Below are 21,113 nucleotides of genomic sequence, written 5' to 3'. Positions count from 1 at the left end.
ATTCTACTTGCTTTTAGCCTGTCTCGGGAGAAAGGGAGCCAGCAAATCAGGCATGATTAATCACTTGGCAAAGAATGCACAATCGCTAGCACACTTTCTGAGCCCGCATTCGTAGTGGTTGATTTATGTTTATTTTAGATGACACAGGAATTGATTTGCATCTGAGCGTGGCTATAAAGCGCGTTTAAATTCACACTCTAGCCCTAATGCCGTTCACTTAAGCGGTTTTGTTTGAGTTCCCCCTTTGTAAAGGGGGGCTAGGGGGGATTTACAGTTGATGTTGGGCTTAAAATAAGCAAAAAACTCAAGGCAAATCCCCCTCAATCCCCCTTTTCTAAGGGGGAAGCAAAACCAAAACACCTTAAGTGAACGGCATTACACTCTAGCCCTTTTTTGTTATTTGCATAGGCGATTAGGCAATGCACTAGCCGGCTCATAGCGCATTGATTTATTAAATATGGCAAGGCTTAGAGCAGCAAGCAAACGAATCACGCCAGAAAGTCAAAATTGTCCCCACTGTTATTACTTGAAGAGGTGTCGGGCAACGCCGCCTTAATCGCCGCAATCTGCTTCGCCAATGATGCTTGCAACACTGATAAGGTTTCATCCCGTAGTGAGCCTTGCTGAATCCCCTCTTCTACCGCAGCAGCCACACGCCGCAAGCTAGCCGCCCCGATATTGTCAGCAAACCCTTTTAAAGTATGCGCTAGGCGCTCGGCCCTTATTGAATCACCCTGATCGAGCGCGGCTCGTATTTCAAGCCCTGCATGAGCTTGCTGAAGGCTAAAGCCTTGCAACATGGCAATGTAGTGATCTTCTTTACCCAGCACATGGCGCATACCTGCCACCCTATCTAAACCTAATATTTGTTCAGGCAGCTGGCTGACTGGCTCAGCTTGAGCGGCTGCAATGCCCTGCTGAGGTTTAATCCAGCGCAGCAGCGTTTTAAACAAAGCCTCAGGCTCGATGGGCTTGCTAATAAAATCAACCATACCCGCTTCAAGGCAGCGTTCTCTATCTACCTGCATAGCATTGGCCGTCATCGCCACAATCGGCAGCCTAGCTAATGCAGGCAAAGCACGTAAAGCATAAGTGGCCTCAATGCCATTGACTTCAGGCATTTGCATATCCATCAAGACAATATCGTAGGGCTGAGCCTGCGCCATTTCCAAAGCAATACGGCCATTTGCCGCAATCTCCACCACAAGGCCCGCATCTCTGAGTAGCTCGGCTGCCACCATTTGATTAATTAAATTATCTTCAGCCAATAAAACCCGCGCGCCCTGAATGGCCGTTAAATTACTCAAAAGCAGGGCTGAATTGCCCTGTATATACGACTCGGAATGCGGCTCACCCAAAAGATGCATCAAGGTATCGAACATCAAAGAAGCATTGATGGGCTTAATCAAAACATACTCAATCCCCATCGCTTTACACTGCTCCAACACATCTTCCCGGCCATAGGCCGTCACCATCACAAGACGCGGTGCGGGCTCTAGCCCTAAGGCTTGAATCAATTCAGCCGCTTCTATCCCTGTCATGCCCGGCATTTGCCAATCGAGCAAAATAATATCAAAAGGCTGAGTGCCCGCCGCCTGTGTCACCGCATCAAGAGCAGCAGCACCAGATGCCGCCTTACTCACAATAAAATGCATACTGCTGAGCATATCGGCCAGCACCACGCGGGCGCTCTGATTGTCATCCACCACCAGCACACGTAAAGAGTGCAAATCACGCGCAGGCAAAGCACGCCCTAGGCTGGTGCTTACCCCTAATCTGGCCGTAAACCAAAAAGTAGAGCCCTGACCAAACTCACTACTCACGCCCACTTCGCCCCCCATCAGCTCAGCCAGCTTTTTGGAAATGGCCAAACCTAAACCCGTGCCGCCGTATTTGCGCGATGTAGAGGTATCTGCCTGCTGAAAACTTTGAAACAGTCGGCTCACCTGCTCTGCTGTCAGGCCAATGCCTGTGTCTTGCACTGCAAAATACAACAGCACTTCGCCATCGGTGGATTCACGCAGCCGAATAAGAATATCAATCTCACCCTGCTCGGTAAATTTCACCGCATTATTTGCATAATTAATTAAGATCTGGCTTAAGCGTAATGAATCGCCTATTAAATTAATCGGCACATCCACGCCTACATCAAAAATCAATTCCAGATTTTTTGCATAGGCTTTTTCAGAAACAAGATTTGCTACATTATCTAATAGTGTATCTAAATTAAACTCACTTTGCTCTACGGTTAATTTACCCGCTTCTATTTTAGAAAAATCCAATACATCATTAATAATGCCCAGTAGGTGCTGGCCTGATTGCTGTATTTTTTTTAAATAATCTAATTGCCGAGAATTAAGCTCGGTTTTAAGCGCTAAATGACTAAGACCAATAATCGCATTCATGGGCGTACGGATTTCATGGCTCATATTCGCCAAGAAATCAGATTTCATTTGCGTGGCATCTTCCGCTATTTCTTTAGCGCGCAGCATGGCGGCTTCTGCTTTTTTTTGCGAAGTAATATCTTTACTACTTGCAATAACCAGCATTCTTTCATCATCTTCAACTAGAGAAGCAGTGATTTCTACATTAAGAATCCGCCCATCTGCGCAGAGGTGCCGTGTTTCAAAGGTATTTGGCTTACCCGATTCACGCAATGCCTGCACAGCGCCATGATAACGATCTAAATCAAAATCAGGATCAATATCTGGCACGGTAAGCGTCAGGCATTGCTCTGCCGAATAACCCAGATATTCAATTGCGGCTTGATTTACATATTGTATTTGTGCAGTCTCTGCATCAAGCCATAGCATGGCGCCTGCATTTTCTACCACATAACGATTAAACAGGATTTTTCTTTCAGCGCGTTTGCGCTCAGTAATATCATCCAGCGTAAATTGCAATAATTGTCGGCCATGATAATTAAAGAGCATTAAATAAACCATGGCGTCCCATATTTCGCCATTTGCCCGCTGATGCCGCCATTCAAACGCCTCAATGCCATGTTCAAGCGCCGAGTGATCTTGCCGCTCCATCGCCGTTTTAGTATCTGTACCGTCATATTGAAAAGGCGCAGAAACATCGAGTGGCGTTTTACCTAATAATTCTTCTTTACTGGCAAAGCCATAAATTTTAACCGCGGCTTCATTGCAATCAATAAAGCCATTGGCCTGAGGATCGTGCACCACCAAAGGCCGGTGCGATTCTTGAAATAGCATTTTATTATAGGCTTCACTTTCACGAAGCTCGTCTTCGGCATATTTCCGCTCGGTGATATCCTGGTAATAGCCATTCCAAATCACCGAGCCATCGGGCAGAGGTGAAGAAGGACAACAGCTAAATAAGACCCAGTGCAATTGTTCTTGCAGCAAAACGCGAACTGTCATTTCAATGGTATTCGCTTTTTGCCCTGCGCAAATTCTGGCCGATTCATCCCGAACCGTATTTTGTGCAAATGCTTTATCGTCATCGTGCACATAGCGCCAGCGCAGCTCAGGATCGATATTTAGATCCTCAGCAGAAACCCCCAGCACCTGTTCTACCCTTTGGTTAATAAAGTTATAAAAATGCGTTCCATCTTGATGGGCCTGCATTTGAAAAACCACCAAAGGCAGGGCATTCGACATTTCTACGACTTGCTGATGAGCCACTTCCGCCTCAAAACAAGCACGCTCAATCGCCTGCTCTGCACTACTAAGCCGTTCATTTTTTTCAATTAACAGCGCCTGCTGCTCCATCCGCTGTTTTATCTGTTTCTGTAGGCCGCTTATTTGCTTACGCTGAATCAGTAGCCATAAAACCACAAGCCAGATCAAACCTAGCAAAATCGGTACGCTGCCAGCCTCGTTTGAGAAAAAAGCAATCGCTAGCCAGCCTGCAATCAACAGTACAAACGAAACGGCTCGCCGCTGAAACGCAGTTAGCTTTCCCATTTGCTCTTGGAAAAATCGTTGCTGCATCAGGGGTATCTTCCGGATTAATGGATAAGGGTAGTCGGCAAGGCAGCGAGATAAGACTTAATTTTAAAGTTAGACCGCTAACAGCCATCCTGCCACGTTCCATCTGATGCAGAAATAGGCAAAACCAGCACACAAACGTAAAGCAAGCTGATCTAAGCCACGCACGGCCAAGGCAGAGCTGAAACAGATACTCACAGTAACCGTCAGCCCAGTAGTGGTTTTATGGCGTAAAAAACAAATATTTTCCTCTTTTACAATTACTGACCTACGAATCCCCGCAAGGCTCGGTTATGCTTGAAGCGCCGCTTGCTCAATACATAACGAAAAACTATGAAAAAAATTTTATTAATTGCCTCGCTCTCGCTCTCCGCCAGCGCTCAAGCCCGCTTGGATTTATCATTACTGCGTGAGGCAGCCCGCAGCCGGGACTTACCCACCATTGCCAAAATGGCAGATGCAAGCAATGGTGATGCACTAGAAATGTACCCACGTTATTACTGGCTCAGCAGCCAGCTCAATACCGTAAGCGAAAGCGATGCGCAGAGTTTTTTAAAAAACTACGACAATAGCCCGCTGATAGAGCGCTTTCGTGGCGAATGGCTTAAAGAGCTGGGCCGCCGCAAAAGCTGGGCGAGCTTCAATGCTGAATATGCAAAACTAGATAATAAAAGCGGTGAGCTGCAATGCTTACGTGCGCAATCAGCCATAGCAAATAATGAAGCAGCACCCCTTTCAGAAGCCAAACCACTCTGGTTTTCTGCCAAACCACAAAGCGAGGCATGCAACGCCGTATTTGATGCCTTATTTGAAAACAATGAACTGACTAAAGCCGATGCTTGGGCGCGTATCCGCTTAGCCCTAAGCGATAATCGCACCGATCTCGCCCGCCAGCTAGGCGCTCGTGCAGGCAATCCTAGCGAATTCACCGCAAAAAATATCAGCACGCTCGCCGCTAATCCAGAAAATCAATTTGCAAAGCAATCTCTGTCAACTCAGGCAGGACGAGAGCTAGCCATTTATGCCTTGGGCCGCATTGCGCGAAATAATCCAGATCGAGCGGCAAGCTTACTCAATGGAATAGAAAGCCAATTACCCGCCGTTGACCAGCGCTATGCATGGCAGCAGCTCGGCCTGATTGCCGCAAAAAAACAACATGAACAAGCCTCTGCCTGGCTAAGCAAAGGCGATAGCACAGGGATGGATAGCGAGGATAGAGCATGGGCGATTCGCGCAGCGCTGCGTTTTTCTGATTGGGAAACCACACTCACACGCATCGAAGCCCTGCCAGCCCAAGAGCAGCAGACCAGCACCTGGCTTTATTGGAAGGCGCGGATTTTAAAAAGCCAGAATAAAACGATAGAAGCCAATCAGCTATGGGCCGCTGCCGCAGAAAGCCATGATTTTTATGGCCTGCTCGCCAGAGAAGAGCTTGGCCCGACAATGGAAGCGGCCAATATTCGCTACAAGGCTAACGACACAGAAATCAAGCAAATCCGCGCCATGCCGGGCGTGCAGCGCGCGTTAGCCCTGATCGATCAGGACTGGCGTATTGAAGCCATCCGCGAGTGGAATTGGGCCATGAAGGGCTTAACAGACCAGCAGCTGCTCGCTGCGGCAGAGTTAGCGCGCAAGCAAAACTGGTACGACCGCTCAATTTATTCGGCCGAGCGCACCCGCCAGCTGCATGATTTTTCACTGCGTTACCCTACGCCTTATCTCCATTTGGTTGAGCCTGCCGCTAAAAATGAAGGCATTGATCCGGCTTGGGTTTATGGACTGATGAGGCAAGAAAGCCGTTTTATTAGTATTGCCCGCTCAGGCGTTGGGGCTAGTGGCTTAATGCAGCTGATGCCCGGCACGGCCAAATGGGTAGCGGGAAAACTAGGCAAGAAAAACTTTAATCAATCCGAAGTGAACGAATTAACGACCAATATCAGCTTTGGTACCTTTTATTTACGCTATATATGGGAGCGTCTGGACGACAACCAGATTCTGGCAACCGCAGGCTATAACGCAGGCCCCGGCCGAGCGCGTGCATGGCAATCAAATCAGGCCTTGGATGGGGTGATCTATATCGAAACCATTCCTTTTAATGAAACACGTGATTACGTTAAAAAAGTCATGGCCAACGCCATCCACTACGCCCACGCCTTTGAAGGCCAAGGCCTGCCGCTAAAACAGCGCGTAGCCAAAGTAGCAGGCCGTGGCCAGGCTGTGGATGCGCCTTAAGATTTAGGATGGATACAAGCACATAGGCGCTAAGCAATAGTTTTTTTATTAGCAAACAACGAAAAAGGACAATAACTGCGCTCTTCGCATAGGGCTTTAAAGTCCCCTTGAAACACGCCGGAGTGAGGAACAAGCGGGGCGGGGTTTCGGCCAGGGAGCGAGGAACGAGCCAATCCCGCCCGCCGCCGACTCGATTGTCCGCAGCGCAGGGGCCTTCGTGTTTCGTGGGGTCGCCTTCTTTGCTTACTTTCTTGGCGAAGCAAGAAAGTGAGTCCCCGCGGGGATCCCGCACCTAGATCAACGTGCCGAAGGCACTAAAAAGATCTTTTTGACTTTTTAATATTGCTCGCGGGTTTCACCCGCCCTACATCACAAAAAGAAGACTCGCATGTCCAAAATATTATTAATCGGTGGTAGCGGATTTATTGGTAAGCAACTGGCAGCCAAGCTGACAAAAGCAGGACATGAAGTCACCCTGCCTACCCGCCACAGAGAAAACAAACGTGCCGATTTAGTGCTCTTGCCCTACCTCAGCTTGGTCAGTGCCGATATCAATGACGATGCCGCGCTCACTCAGCTGATCGCAGGGCAAGATGTGGTGATTAATTTGGTCGGGATTTTGCAAGGCAATGAGGCCAGCTTTAAAAAAGCCCATGTCACACTCACCGAAAGAATTATCGCAGCCTGTACCGCACACAACGTAAACCGCTATCTGCATATGAGCGCCTTGGGTGCGGATATCCATGGCCCATCGATGTATCAGCGCAGCAAGGGCGAAGCCGAAGCGCGCGTAAAAGCCAGCCGCCTAGACTGGACAATTTATCGCCCATCGGTGGTATTTGGCAAAGAAGACCAGTTTCTCAACCTGTTTGCCTCCCTGCTTAAGATTGCTCCGTTCGTGCCTTTGGCGGGTGCAGATACGCGTTTTCAACCCGTTTGGGTGCAAGATGTGGCGCAAGCCTTTGCCATCGGTGTAGAAGATAAATCGCTGATCGGCAAAACACTTAGTCTGGTTGGCCCAACGATTTACACACTCAAAGAGCTGGTCGCCTATACAGCACAAACCATCGGCGTTTGTCGCGCAATTATTTCCTTACCCAACTCCTTAGCTCGGGTGCAAGCTAGCTTAATGAGCCTATTACCTAATCCGCCGCTTAGCCACGACAATTTAGATTCGCTGCAAGTTGATAATATTGATGCCGCAGGCTTTGCCCCGGAATTAGGCTGGCAGCCCACCGCGCTAGAAGCCATTGCACCAGCTTACTTAGCGGCAGGCAAACAAGGCCGTTACAATCAACTACGCGGCCTTGCCAGTAGAAATTAAACACGTTCTTTTTTAATGTTTAAGGGTACAACCATGCAAATAGTAATTGGCAACCTTCCTCCTGAAACCACAGTTGAAGATGTACGCAGCCTATTGAATGATGACATTGGTCTGCACGATTTTGGCAACATCACCATCACCGATAGCAATAGCGAACACGTGCTTGCTCTGGTGCAACTGCTCACCGACAGTGCAGCAGCAGCCGATGTACTCACCGCTAAAATCACCGATTTTCACTGGAAAGGCCGTAACCTGACCGGCAGCCATACCCATATGTTTAAAGAAGGCTAAGCCTTGCTAATTACCTAGTAGCAAAACCCAGATCTTGAACCACGGAGAACACGGAGTTTCATGGCGGAAAACAGGGTTTGAATTAGACCCTGATTTTTTCACCTGGCTCAGTACCCCTATCAACTTTTGGTCAAAAACAGAGCGGGTTTTACATGGGATGTACATTCGTTTTTCTTGCGCACCGCTTGCTCCAACTTCGTCGATGTGCCCCTAAAAACAACAAACATTGAATCATCGTAGGGCGGGTGCAAGCCGCGTACTTTTCAGCCTTGCTCGCGGGTTGCACCCGCCCTACACGTTTCGCTTAAGTTGACAGGATTACCTCTAAGCCCGCTTGAAATTTCTAGTTTGGTTTTGCTTCTTGCCGAAACAATGACTTCACATTCGCTCTACACCGCAAAATCAAGCTAGCTCAAGAACTAGAATTTACTGAATAAGCAGGATTCCCATGCGCATTGCCGTTTTTGATAGCAAACGATACGATCGAGCCACCCTTAGCCAAGCCAATACCCGGCATGGCCATGAGCTGGTATTTTTTGAAGACCGCCTAAATATCCAAACTGCCGCACTGGCATCCGGCTTTGAAGTGGTCTGCCCTTTTGTAAATGACCGGGTCGACGCCCCCACCCTGGAGCAGCTTGCCAAACTCGGCATAAAGCTCGTCGCTCTTCGCTGCGCAGGGTTTAATGGTGTCGATTTAGCTGCCGCAACCAAGCACAACATCAGCGTAACGCGCGTACCGGCTTATTCCCCTGAAGCGGTGGCCGAACACGTTTTTGCCCTGCTACTCACCCTCACCCGCAAAACGCACCGCGCTTATAACCGGATTCGTGAAGGTAATTTCTCGCTGGATGGCTTAGTAGGCTTTAACTTGCATGGCCGCACTTTTGGCGTGATTGGCGCAGGTAAAATTGGCGCGGCCACTATTGCGATTGCTCATGGCTTTGGCTGCAAAGTGCTGGCATTTGATCGCAGCCCCTCGCCTGAGCGCGCTGCTGAGCTAGGCTGCACCTTTGTTTCGCTGGATGAGCTGCTGGCGCAATCGGATATTATCTCGCTGCACACCCCGCTCACCAATGAAACCAAGCATATGATCAATGCCGATACGCTGGCGAACATGAAGCAGGGTGCAGTGATTATCAATACCAGCCGAGGCGGGCTGATCGACAGCAGCGCCCTGCTCGACGCACTAAAAAGCGGCCAGGTAGGCGGCGTAGGGCTGGATGTTTACGAGTACGAAGAAGGCGTGTTTTTTGAAGACCTATCCGGCTCGGCATTAGAAGACGACGTTCTGGCAAGGCTCACCACCTTCCCCAATGTCATGATCACCTCGCATCAAGGCTTTTTAACTGATGAAGCGCTAGCAAATATCGCCGATTCGGTGCTATGCGAAGTCAGCGCTTTTGCCAGGGGTGAGCCATTGATTAATCTGGTCAAGTAGCTGAGTTACGCAGCAAAACCCAAACCTTGAAACACAGAGAACACAGCGTTTCAAGGAGAAAACAGGGTTTGAATTAAGGTGCTTAGAGTAAGCCTTAGGATGTGGTTCACATTAACCTCCCTGAGCAATATCGTAGGGTGGGCACGCTTTTTGTCAACTTAAGCGAGTCTTTTTCGTAGGGCGGGTGAAACCCGCGAGCGATGCTGAAAAATACGCGGGTTGCACCCGCCCTACGATGATTCAATGCTTGTCATTGTCGGCAGCATCTAACTACGTTGATAGGATTAAGCTGCTGCCCCCCACACATAAGCAGCCCAAACCCAAGCTATCCTAGACAATTGCTGACATCCGTGGATAATTAACCTTTCACTAGGTTACCCGACCTTTTCGGGTCGACTCCTTGGCTTATCAGATTGACTCTGCACCCTATCACCTTCTCGCCCCGCATCAGCCGCTGGCTGCAACTTCTGCCGGGCTTAATCGCAGCGCTATTTACCTTGGCCTTTGCCAGTTGGCTACTGCTGACTTCAGATGAAGGCCAAAAGCAGCGCAGCAATCAGCTGGAACAAGATGTGCTCTGGCAAAAGCAAGCGATTCAACAACAAATCACCGCCAATACCGATGCCATTAATGCTTTGGCCGTTTCAAATTACAACCAGCAATCGGCCCTGTTTCAGGCGCGTGCTTTCTCCTTAATTCAAAACAGCCCGGAAATCGTCAGTCTGGTCGTCAGAAATCAGAATGATTTCAAAGTCTGGTGGGCGGCTCCGCAGCAAAAAATACTGCCTTTTAATGGCGAAAGTGGCTGGAGCACGCTGCACACCAAGCCCGGCCAGCCGCCTTTGGCGCAATACGCTGTGCCGAGTGCAGACGGGCAAAATTTTGTGATTGCCACCTTCTCATTTGAGCGGCTCTTGCAGCAGCAAGTGCCTTGGTGGATTGCTCAGCGCTATCAAGTGCTACTGCTTAACCATAATTATGTAACGCTGGCGGCCAAATCCAGCCGCCAACTCGATCCAAGCGGCCTAAGCACGCGCATTGCACTTGATACCCCGCCCTTGGGTCTATCGCTGCAAGCCGAGCTTTACCATGTGCCCCGCCACCGACTAACCGAATCGCTGCCTTGGGTGCTGCTGTTTTTAGCCATCGGCATGCTGGCCTCTACCGCACTCTTGCACCGCGTGATGCGTGTTCGCTCTCAGGCAGAAATGCAATTGCGCGCCGAAACCGCGCTGCGCCAAGCGATGGAAGACTCGCTAGTCAGCGGTATGCGGGCGATGGATAAGGATGGTCGGCTCATCTATGTAAACCGTGCTTTTTGTGAAATGACCGGTTTTAGCGCCGACGAGTTGCTCGGCCAGCAACCACCACTGCCCTACTGGCCCCCCGAAGAGCTAGAGCGCTGCCAGGCGGCTTTTGATGCTATTCGCCAAGGCCGCGCCGATCCTAACGGCCAGGCCGTGCGCTTTATGCGTAAAAATGGTGAGCGCTTTGATGTCAGCCTACATGGCTCTAGCCTGATTGACGGCGCGGGGCGGCATATTGGCTGGATGGGCTCGCTCTACGATATTACCGAGCTAAAACGTGAACGCGAAGTGCTGCAAGCGTCGCACCAACGCTTTGTAACCGTACTTGATGGTCTGGATACGGCGGTAGCCGTGAGCGACGCCGATAGTGGCGAGCTGCTGATGAGCAACCGCCAGTTTGATCGCTCGTTTAATCTGCCCGATTGGCGAGGCCGCTGCTGCATCGTGCCCTTTAGCGCCCGCCGCTTTGATACACCGATCGATTCAGAATGGTATGACCCGATCAAAAAACGCTGGTTTCAGATCAAAAGCCGCCACAACCTATGGGTGGATGATTCGGATGTCTGGCTGGAAGTCGCCACCGATATCACCGCGCTTAAAATAGCCGCCGAGCGCGAGCGCCTGCAAAACGAGAAACTACAACAAACCAGCCGGCTGATCTCGATGGGTGAAATGGCCTCTAGCCTTGCCCACGAGCTAAACCAGCCCTTGGGCGCAATTGCCAGCTATGCATCGGGTTGCCGCAATATTCTGGCCAATCCCACGCCTAATTTACAGCAGCTATCGCAAGCCATCGAAAAAATGGGCGAGCAGGCCAGACGCGCCGGACAGATTATTCGCGGCATTCGTGAATTTGTGCAGCGCCGCGCACCGCATCGCCGCCGCTGCACCATTACCGGCTTACTCGATACCGTGCTGGATTTGCAATCGCACGAGGCGGTGCGGCGTGGCGTAGAAATCAGTATTTCTGAGCCCAGCGATTTACCGCCTTTATATGTCGATCCTATTATGCTGGAACAGGTATTATTCAATTTAATCCGTAATGCGATGGAAGCGATGAGCGATACGCCCGCATCGCAGCGTACTCTGGCCATTATGTTGAGTAGGGAGCATGATTACTTACAAGTTATCATTGCGGATCGCGGCACTGGTATTAGTCCCGAACAAATGGAACAATTGTTTAAACCGTTTTACACCACCAAAGACACCGGCATGGGAATGGGGCTGAATATTTGTCGCTCTATTATCGAGTATCACCAAGGCCGTCTTTGGGCAGAAAACAATCCTGGCGGCGGTTGCCGCTTTATCTTCACCGTACCGTTTTCCGAGGAAACCCAGGCTAATGAACCCTGATCGCCGCATTGCAATCGAGTGCCATTCGCGATGCAGCGCTTTTTTCTATCCTTAGCTAACCGGTCCCCCTCAGAGGAAATCCACGCAAATGAATCCTGATCGCCGCATTGCAATCGTTGATGACGATGACGCCATTCGCGATGCCCTCGTATGGCTCTTTTCCACCCGCAATCACCGTGCCGACAGCTATGCCAGCGCAGAAGCGCTGCTAGCCGATTACACACCCGAGCGTTACGGCTGTTTACTGCTCGACGTGCGCATGCCCGGCATGGGTGGCTTAGAGCTATTTGATCGAATCAAAGAGCATCCTTATTGCCCACCCGTGGTGTTTTTAACTGGCCACGGCGATGTACCCATGGCAGTGGGCGCTTTAAAACAAGGCGCTACCGATTTCGTTGAAAAACCATTTAACGATAACGATATCGTTGATCTAGTTGAGCGCTGCCTTGTCAACGACGCAACCAAGCGCGGCATTTGGCAAGTGAAGATGCAAATCACCAAACGCCTAGGCACCCTCACCCCGCGCGAGCGCGAAGTGATGAAGCTGATTCTGACTGGCCGTTTGAACAAGCAAATTGCCGATGATTTATCGATCTCAATGAAAACCGTCGAAGTTCACCGCGCACGGATTTTAGAAAAGATGCAAGTCAAAACCGCCATGGAACTCGCCGCCCTGCTGCGTGGATCTGGGGTAGAGCCTTAATTAGCTGGTAAAAAAAACCTAAGGTCTGTAGACACAGAGAACACAGAGTTTAAAAGCAGAACACGGAGAAAACATAAGAACGAGTTAAAGCTTTACAGCCTCTTCCTCTTGGTTTTCTCCGTGTAACTCTGGGGACAAGTGTTCTCTGTGATTCAAGATTTGGGTTTCTTAGGTTTTACTCAGCTTTTCTCAGTGTGCTCTGTGTTCTCACCGGTCTCTGTGTCTACAGATCTTTTGCCTGCCGCTTTTTCAACAACCATTCCGCAATCAAAGTCCGCCATGCTTATGCTGCTCTCTCCAGCCAAAACGCTGGATTACACCACTGCTCCCATTACCAAGGAATTCAGCCAGCCTGATTTTCTGGATCATTCTGCCCAGTTGATTGCTTTACTCAAGCAGCAGACGCCTGCGCAAATCGCCAGCCTGATGAAATTATCTGATCCGCTGGCAGTGCTGAATGTAGGCCGCTACCAAGCCTGGCACCCTGATTTCACGCCGGATAACGCCAAGCAAGCCGTGCTGGCCTTTATGGGTGATGTGTACGAGGGGTTGAATGCAGGGCAAATGACGCCGCAAGAATTAAGCTATATCAGCCAGCATCTGCGCATCCTATCCGGCCTTTACGGCCTGCTGCGCCCGCTGGATTTGATACAGCCCTATCGCCTAGAAATGGGTACATCTCTGCCCAATGCCGCGGGGAATAATCTCTACGCTTTCTGGGCCGAGACCATTACGGCGGCGATTAACGCCATAGAGCCCAAAGTCGTCGTGAATTTAGCCTCAACCGAATACTTTAAATCAGTCAAACCCAAGCTCTTAAATTGCCCGCTGATTACACCGGTATTTGAAGACTGGAAAAACGGCAAATACAAAATCATCAGCTTCTACGCCAAACGCGCACGCGGCCTAATGGTGCGCTGGGCGGCAGAGCGCAACATCACACAGGCTAGCGATTTAAAAGCGTTTAATGCGGAAGGCTATGCGTTTGACAGCGATGCATCCAATGGCGTGAGCTGGGTGTTTAGACGACAGTTGGCGGATTGATATTGTGCAGTAATCACATTTTCAGTGCCTTCGGCACGTTGATTTAGGTGCGGTATCCCCGCTGGGGACTCCCTTTCTTGAACGGCCAAGAAAGGAAGCAAAGAAGGCCGCCCCGACCAGCACGAAGGCCCCTCACTGCGGATAATCGCCTCGGCGAAAAAGGCTGCTCGCTCGCTGCCTCGCTACCCCTTTTCCGAAACCCCGAGTCGCTTATTCCTCGCTTCGGCGTGCTTCAAGGGGTGATTTAAGCCCCTTGCTTTGATTCGCGATTTGAATACAGATCGTAGGATTTCAAAAAGCTCAAACCCACAAAACAACTTAATTCATACCTTATTTTTCTCCGTGAACCTCCGCGTCCTCCGTGCCCTCCGTGGTTCAAGACTTGGGTTTACTTCCCCTGCTGCCACCCCGCCAATTTACGAAACACCCAGCTTTGTGGCTCGGTTTTGCCGGTACGGGCAAAATCCAGCAGGTGTGTGGCTTCTTGCATCGCTTGATGCGCGCTTTGTGCTTCGCGATTACCCGCAAACAGCAGCTGATCGCCAAAAGTCAGCGGCGTATCCAGGGAGGGCCATGCTTGCAGCTCGTCCCCATGCACGCGCAGCAGCGGCAAGCATTGCAGTTTATAGCCATGATCGAAAGGGTTATTAATCCAGTGAGCAAGGCGTAAAGGCGGCGAAGGATTGGCTAAAAAGGCATGCACAGCAGCGGTATTTTTAGCATCCAGCGTAATGCTCCAGATCTCTGGCACTTTGTTATCACATAACGAAGCCAGCTGATCGAGTAAGGCCTTCGCCCAAGCCTCGTCTTCTTCTTTTATTAAATCTAAAAACTGTGCCAATAATGGCGTTTCTATAGCGCGCAAACATTCATGCGCCACAATCTCGCTGCGAACAGAGGTGATGTCAGGCTTAAAGGCTTCAAATAATAAACGGTTATCGCGCAGATTCTGCCTTGCCACAATAAACAATTTAGGATTAATCACTCTGGCCGTTGCCAGCGCAGATAGATTATTAATATCGTGATCATGGCAAACCAATAGCCCCGAAGCGTGTTCGATACCTGCAGCGATTAATGAATCGGCATTCACGCCAAGCGCCTGCACAAACTGCCCGGGCAATAAATCAGGCTGTGGATCAGGATCAATCACCGTTACCGTAGCGCCCTCTTTAAGCAGGGCGGCCCGCATTGAGATGCCAAAGCGGCCATAGCCCACCACCACCCAATGCCCACATGGCGGGCGCACTAAGGCTGCGATCGGTAACCCAGGAAAATCAGAAAGCAGATTCCATAAACGATAGCTATGCGGCGCATGCAGCAACATCTGAAAACGTTGCCCCACCGCATTAAACATATTGATCACTTTATTGGCACCAAACGACTGCATATTGTCTGCCACTGCCTTATTTTTACAGCGGCATACCGATACTAACTTGGGCTGCAAAACAAACGCTGCCATCGCAATGGCTAAATTAACGTTTTCATCACCGGTAATAGCCAATACGCCTCGGCAACGAGGATGGGTAATTCCCGCGATTTTTAATAACTCGGGATTAGACGCATCCCCCGCATAAAAAACCGGATCGGACTGAAAATCAGCCAAAGCCAAATGATTGACCCGCTCTTCTCTTAATTCAACCACCACAAAGCGGATATTAATCCTATCCAGCACTTTGCATAGCAAACGCCCCGTTTGCCCATAGCCGCAAACTAAATAAAAAGGCTCGCGTAAACGCCGCACTTTATTATTAAAACGAGCATATTTAATTGCTTTTTTTAAAGCCTGATCATTAAAAAGAGTAAAAATAGCCCCTAAATTATAAGCCCAGCCCGTTACCGATAAATAAATGCAACATAAAACCCATAAGCGCTGAGAATAAGAAAAAGGATGAGGGGTTTCACCAAAGCCAATTGAGGTTGCGGTATAACTAATAAAATAAAAAGCGTGGAAAAAACCCATTTGATAGGGCCTGCCCTGATCATCCACGCCGGGAATCAGTACCAAGCCCAATACGGCAATCGAATAAATCAGAATCAACGTAATAATCGGCGCACGCATGCGCCGCATCACCATAAAAAAGATATTAGGCATAATTTTAGCGGCGATGCTGCAAGGTTTCGCCGATCAGCAATACCACCGAAACCACATTGGCGGCCAATGCTCCGGCAGAAAAAGACACCACCATTGAAGTCACACCCGGTGTCATCCCCACTTGGGTCACATACATGGCATTTCCCCAAACCAGAGCTGCAGCAATTAATTGCAAATCTGCCACTAAGCTGGTTGCCAAATGCAGCGCCCCCACTTGAGTGCGATCGCCAAATTTAATCACCGTGGCAATAAAGCTCACCACCATTGCAAAAAAAAGCTCAAATACATCGTGCTGGTGCGGCACATCAATTTCACCCATCACAAAGCCAAAATTCAGAGTAAATGCCAGTAAAATAAAAAACCCAAACACCACTTTTTCGATATTCATGCTGCATATAATCCATAGCAATTAATAAAAGCATGATAAATCATACAAAATATATCGCAATGTATATTTTGTAATCTCTTTCGAAATTTATCTCACCTCATTTAGCAGTAAATACTGCAAAAATACTGATTTACTTGCAGCCCCACTCGTTTTAATCCTACAGCAGCCATAATTTATCCCCTGCTATTTTGTGGCGGCAAGGCGGCATCAGGCATCTAATAACACCTTAGGATCTATTTAGAATAAATATGTACCAGAACGGGCTAATAACCTTACTCTGGACCATTACAAATGCGCGTAAAGAAAATTACATTTTTACAACGCTTTACTTAAATTTTACGACAACTTCACGCCTGTATTTTATGATGTGTAATTGTATCTTCATAAGATATAGTTATAGTTATAGCTTATATTTTTTATAATAGATAAGTCATAAAAAGCAGCACTGGCTTTATCTCCGACAAAAAACAAACCAACAAAGGCCCACCATGTCAATGGAATTGGCGTATATAGATAACAACCATGTAAATAGTGAATCTCCTCTTTTAAAATCGCCAATTTTTCAACAGTTTTTATATATGGCATTACCAACCATTATAGGTTTGGTTATTAATGGAATGTATATCGTTGTAAATGGCCTTTTTATATCTCGTGGTATCGGCCATCAGGCAATGGGGGCCGTCTCAGCTGTTTTTCCTATACAAATGTTTTTACTTGCAATAAGCACCATGCTCGGCAGCGGCATGGCCTCTATTATTTCAAGGCATTTAGGGGCGAAGCAGCAGGAAGAAGCCTCACGGGTTTTTTCGGCATCATTTTTACTTGCCATTGGCAGCGCCATTATTATTTCATCTTTGTTTATTATTTTCAGGCCAGCTATTTATACATTACTCGCTGTGCCTAGTGAATTTATCCCTGATGCCAATAGCTACCTTATGCCCGTTTTAATTTTTTCTATTGTCGGATTTATCAGCAATCAAATAACCGAAAGTTTTCGTGCATCAGGCAATCCCAAAGCAATGATGCAAGTGCTGGCAACCGGCTCGATATTAAATATAGTATTTGATGCACTCTTTATTTTTGTCTTTAAATGGGGAGTAGCGGGTGCGGCCTGGGCAACAACCTGCGCCATGAGTTTGGCCTTAGTTATGGCTCTACAATTACAGAAAAAAGGTGAAAATGCTGCAGAATTCAAGCTCAGCTATGTTTTTGCTAAATTTAAAACTTACCTAGATATTGTTAGCTTTGGCATGCCGGTTTTACTTTCTCATGGTGGCTTTTCAATTATCATGGCGGTATCTGTTTATTCCATTTCGGTGGTTGTACCTGAGCAATCAAGCACACTGATCAGTGCCCATGGTATTTTAATGCGCTGTTATATGTTTTTATTCTTGCCTGTTATAGGAATGATGATTGCATTACAAACCCTATCCGCATTTAACTACGGTGCGCGCCAATATAAGCGCGTTCAAAACGCCTATATTTCTGCGCTGATTTGTAGCACCATCTGGGGATTAATCGTTACCATTATTCTCTGCTTTAATCCGGAATGGCTATTGCACCTGTTTACACAAAATCAGGAAATTATTTCTGAAGGAATAAATATTGCCGCAATTTGCTTTTTAGGTTTTACTGCATCCGGTGTATGCATGATGTCGAGCGGTTTATTTCAAGGCATGGGTAAAGCACTACCTGCCATGCTGCTTGATGCTGCCAGAACATATTTCCTGTTAATTCCGCTTATTTTTACACTGCCCATGTTTTTTAATAGCATGGGAATCTGGCTATCTTTCCCAATCGCAGACTTTATCGGCGGCACGATTGCACTCACCTACTCCAGTATCTACTTAATAAAACTAAAAAAGCAAAGCTTAAGCCGCTAAATCTATTGCCTTTACACGCTTTATCGTAAACGCCAAGCTATAAAAAAGGCCAAGCAGTTATTAAACTGCCTGGCCTTTTTAATACCTAATACATATTAAATACTGCTTGAAAATATTTCGGCTGGAATCGTATTGGTGGTGAAATTAGGAAAATCACGAATTGAAGCATGCACCGCAGGATCTCCCGTTACCATGCGCAGCAATTGATTGGTGCCTTTTACAAAGTAATAAGTCGAAGGCCCTTTACCGGGTTTGGTAAAAGTCCAAGCGTCTGTTTCTCTGCCAAGCAAATGCTCACTTCCCACATAGCTTGCCTGATATTGCAATAAAACATCCTGCGTTAATAACACTTCGTGGCAAGGCTCCAAATCATCATCAAGCACCACCGCCTCATATTCCCCTTCGCTAAGAGGGAATTCACGGCAATACGCAATTTTAGATTTCTTTGTTTTCCCCTCACTCGCGGTCACAATTTCTGACATCCACAGGCAATGGCCTGTTTTTTCCTCAGACCAAGGGTTAAACAAACCATCAATGCGGCAGCGATTTTGTTCATAATCAAACCAGCAAATACCTGAGGTAATTTGGTCTTCTTTCTGCATAGGTTGCCAGTAAGAAATATAACTACTGCTCCATTGCTCAGGTAAGCGAGGAGGCATCATTTTCTCAGCAATCATCTTAAGATTCCTTACGAGTAAGTGCCATACCCAGCGCTTGCCCTAAAGCAGCAGGCAAAGGAGGCAACTGCTCGCGACGCTCAGAAAAACTCTTTGCTAACTCTGCTGCAGTTAAATCCATTCTTTCATCCGCCGTTTCAAACCAAGTGCGGCTAATGCTGGCATGCCCGCTAAATAATTGCATCAGCGGCATCACCTTTTGATTAAAATCGTCTAAAGCATGATTCACTTCTGCATGCTCATATAATGCTTTTACCAACATCTGAGCCGCAACCACCGCCATTGTTGTGCCATGCCCGATAGAAAAATGGCCTGTTTGCAAGGCATCGCCCAATAGCACCAAATTATCTTCATAAGCTTTTGTATGGCTCAGCGTTACAAAATTTCGCCATTGCAAGCCCGGCTGAACCTCAACAGGCAAACCATCCAGCTCAATACTAAATACATCTGCAATAAATGCTTTTGCATCAGCTTCTGATAAAGACTCAATACCAGAGCGATGATACGTTTCCTCGCTGCACTCCACTACAAACGTGCTCATTGTGCTGGAGTATTTATAAGCATGGGCAATAAATACGCCTGAAGCAGTTGGCTTAAAAATCAAATTCATTGCATCAAAAATCTTTGATGTGCCGTACCACATATAGCGATTTTTACCGAACTCTACCTCTGGGGCTAAAGCCTCTTTAAAGTAATTCGAGATATTATTAATCCCATTGGCAATCACAACCAGATCATATGCCGTGGTATCTAGGCCATCTTCATCAAACACAGGCGAAGAATAAGTAATTGGAATCAATAAATCGGTACAGAGTTTTCTTAAAGCGCCTACCAAAGATTTTCTTTCTGCCCCACATAAAGTAATACCGGTGCTTGCTGTAGCGCGATCATCTTGATTAACCAAGCAAAATTCATCAATATATTGTGCATCAATTTCTTCATAATCAGGCAAATAGCTCAGCGGATTTGCCGGATGATGGGGCGCTTTTCCGGGCAATACAACACCCCAGCCTACAATATCATCAACTGTATTTTTTTCTACAATTGCAATATGCCAATCTTGCTTAAGTTTCTTTAATTGGCTGGCAAACATTAAGCCCGCTGGCCCTGCTCCAACGACTAAGATCTTCATTAGTTTACTCTCCCTAGTTTGTACCAAACATTTTGTTTCTGTTGGATATCTCTTAGCTCACTATAAGCCATCGAGGTGAAATAAAGCTTTTCAGCCATATCCGGAGGATAACTGGCAGGGAATTTACTACTCATATAACGAGTATATTTTGAACGCATAAAGAAAATAGGATTTGAACTGCTCAGCACCTCATAGTTATTAATAGCCATATCTTGCATAGCATCTGCCTCGGCCTTTCTCAACCGAGTAAATTCAGGCAGTACTTTTTCAATATTATCTTCATGTTTTTCAAATAATAAATTAAGGATATAAGCGTCTTCCAATGCCATATTCATTCCCTGCCCAAGAAATGGAGCGGTGGCATGGGCTGAATCGCCTAAAATGATTGCATGCTGCTTATAATGAAACACCGACGACCTCACATTAATCAGATCATTACTTGGCTTATCCATAAATTGCGATAGCATTTCTTTTCTGGTGGCTTCAGGTAGCATCGAATAATATCGATCAAAAAAACGCCCCATCGTGCCTGCATCTTTAGCCTGTAAACTAATTTCTCCCTGATAAGGCAAACAAACAGCAAAACTAATACTGCCATCAGGAATAGTCGCCGCACGCCCTGCAAATAAACCGCCAGAATCCATACCAAAGAAATAAATTAAATCTTTTCTGAGGCCAAGCTGGCTGGCATCAGGAATAACAATTGTTTTATAGCCATGCTTAAAAAATGACTGCTGATATTCAAACCGGCGGCAATTATTTTGCATGGCCTGACGTACGCAAGAGCGAGCACCATCTGCACCGATTAATAAATCCGCTTTATGCTCGGTAATCTGCCCGTCATTATCTTTAGTGGTAATGCTCTTATCGTCTAAATTCACTTCTAAGCAGCGATGCCCATAGTGATAATGAACATTATTAATTTCTGCATACTTATTTAATAACTTTTGGAAATCTGCCCTGCTTAAGGAAAGCGGAGAAAGCACATCAACCGGTGCTAATTCTCTGGTTTTAAATTTACCTGCAATACAAAAAGACATTCCGGAGATAGGAATCCCGCATAAATCGAGCTCTTCCTTAGGAATACCTGCATTTAATACCGCCTGAATGCCACGCACAGTCATACTTACGCCAATAGCACGGGAGCTAACCTGATCGATATAATCTGAATATGCAAGAAACGGATCACCCCGCTTTTCAAAAACATGCACATCATGACCGCGCTTAGCTAAATAGATGGCGGTTAAACTACCTGCCAAGCCACCACCAACAATAATGATTTTTTTCATT

General features: G+C 47.4%; 14 protein-coding genes. 8 read left to right on the top strand and 6 right to left on the bottom strand.

From position 1 onward, the window contains the following. Positions 1-488 precede the first annotated feature (488 nt). On the bottom strand, positions 489-3,959 hold the full coding sequence (locus ACFQNF_RS12270; protein ID WP_380188240.1) for a response regulator: 3,471 nt from the start codon (positions 3,957-3,959) through the stop codon (positions 489-491). Positions 3,960-4,289: 330 nt separating this feature from the next. Between ACFQNF_RS12270 and ACFQNF_RS12265 the strand changes: the two genes are divergently transcribed. The 7 genes from ACFQNF_RS12265 to yaaA all read left to right on the top strand — a co-directional run bounded on the left by ACFQNF_RS12265 (position 4,290) and on the right by yaaA (position 13,651). Next, positions 4,290-6,188, top strand: a complete 1,899-nt coding sequence (locus ACFQNF_RS12265; protein ID WP_380188239.1) for a lytic transglycosylase domain-containing protein — start codon at positions 4,290-4,292, stop codon at positions 6,186-6,188. A gap of 388 nt (positions 6,189-6,576) precedes the next feature. Beyond that, positions 6,577-7,512 carry a complex I NDUFA9 subunit family protein gene (locus tag ACFQNF_RS12260; RefSeq protein ID WP_380188238.1) on the top strand — a complete coding sequence of 312 codons (936 nt, stop codon included), beginning with the start codon at positions 6,577-6,579 and terminating at the stop codon, positions 7,510-7,512. Positions 7,513-7,545: 33 nt separating this feature from the next. After that, the gene (locus tag ACFQNF_RS12255; RefSeq protein WP_380188237.1) at positions 7,546-7,803 is read left to right on the top strand and encodes an RNA recognition motif domain-containing protein; all 258 of its coding nucleotides are present in this window, start codon (positions 7,546-7,548) and stop codon (positions 7,801-7,803) included. A gap of 448 nt (positions 7,804-8,251) precedes the next feature. Then, positions 8,252-9,244 (top strand): 2-hydroxyacid dehydrogenase, encoded by a 993-nt coding sequence (locus ACFQNF_RS12250; protein ID WP_380188236.1) that lies wholly within the window; start codon positions 8,252-8,254, stop codon positions 9,242-9,244. 413 nt (positions 9,245-9,657) lie between these two features. Beyond that, positions 9,658-11,904 (top strand): PAS domain-containing sensor histidine kinase, encoded by a 2,247-nt coding sequence (locus ACFQNF_RS12245; protein ID WP_380188235.1) that lies wholly within the window; start codon positions 9,658-9,660, stop codon positions 11,902-11,904. Between the two features lie 88 nt (positions 11,905-11,992). Further along, on the top strand, positions 11,993-12,607 hold the full coding sequence (locus ACFQNF_RS12240; RefSeq protein WP_380188234.1) for a response regulator transcription factor: 615 nt from the start codon (positions 11,993-11,995) through the stop codon (positions 12,605-12,607). 279 nt (positions 12,608-12,886) lie between these two features. Continuing rightward, positions 12,887-13,651, top strand: coding sequence for a peroxide stress protein YaaA (gene yaaA, locus ACFQNF_RS12235; protein ID WP_380188249.1), 765 nt, complete (start codon positions 12,887-12,889; stop codon positions 13,649-13,651). A 388-nt stretch (positions 13,652-14,039) separates the two neighbouring features. Here yaaA and ACFQNF_RS12230 read toward each other — a convergent pair whose 3' ends face one another. After that, on the bottom strand, positions 14,040-15,743 hold the full coding sequence (locus ACFQNF_RS12230) for a potassium channel family protein (RefSeq protein ID WP_380188233.1): 1,704 nt from the start codon (positions 15,741-15,743) through the stop codon (positions 14,040-14,042). Between the two features lie 4 nt (positions 15,744-15,747). Continuing rightward, positions 15,748-16,131 carry a DUF6394 family protein gene (locus ACFQNF_RS12225; RefSeq protein WP_380188232.1) on the bottom strand — a complete coding sequence of 128 codons (384 nt, stop codon included), beginning with the start codon at positions 16,129-16,131 and terminating at the stop codon, positions 15,748-15,750. Between the two features lie 488 nt (positions 16,132-16,619). Here ACFQNF_RS12225 and ACFQNF_RS12220 point away from each other — a divergent pair, with 488 nt between their 5' ends. Further along, positions 16,620-18,014, top strand: a complete 1,395-nt coding sequence (locus ACFQNF_RS12220; RefSeq protein ID WP_380188231.1) for an MATE family efflux transporter — start codon at positions 16,620-16,622, stop codon at positions 18,012-18,014. A gap of 95 nt (positions 18,015-18,109) precedes the next feature. Here ACFQNF_RS12220 and vioE read toward each other — a convergent pair whose 3' ends face one another. From vioE to vioC, 3 genes are read right to left on the bottom strand one after another with little or no spacing between them, the layout of a single operon-like run. Further along, positions 18,110-18,691: a violacein biosynthesis enzyme VioE gene (gene vioE, locus ACFQNF_RS12215; protein ID WP_380188230.1), complete on the bottom strand. Its 582-nt coding sequence runs from the start codon at positions 18,689-18,691 to the stop codon at positions 18,110-18,112. Position 18,692: 1 nt separating this feature from the next. Next, the gene (gene vioD, locus ACFQNF_RS12210; protein WP_380188229.1) at positions 18,693-19,823 is read right to left on the bottom strand and encodes a flavin-dependent violacein biosynthesis monooxygenase VioD; all 1,131 of its coding nucleotides are present in this window, start codon (positions 19,821-19,823) and stop codon (positions 18,693-18,695) included. Beyond that, a complete protein-coding gene (gene vioC / locus ACFQNF_RS12205) occupies positions 19,823-21,112 on the bottom strand; it encodes an NADP-dependent violacein biosynthesis oxygenase VioC (protein WP_380188228.1) in 1,290 nt (429 codons plus the stop codon). Before vioC ends, vioD begins: the two co-directional genes overlap by 1 nt. Between the last annotated feature and the right edge of the window lies 1 nt (position 21,113).

Source organism: Iodobacter arcticus, from assembly GCF_042664895.1.
Taxonomy (GTDB): domain Bacteria; phylum Pseudomonadota; class Gammaproteobacteria; order Burkholderiales; family Chitinibacteraceae; genus Iodobacter; species Iodobacter arcticus.
The sequence above is the reverse complement of the archived record's forward strand: the minus strand, read 5'-3'. Positions and strand labels throughout refer to the sequence as shown.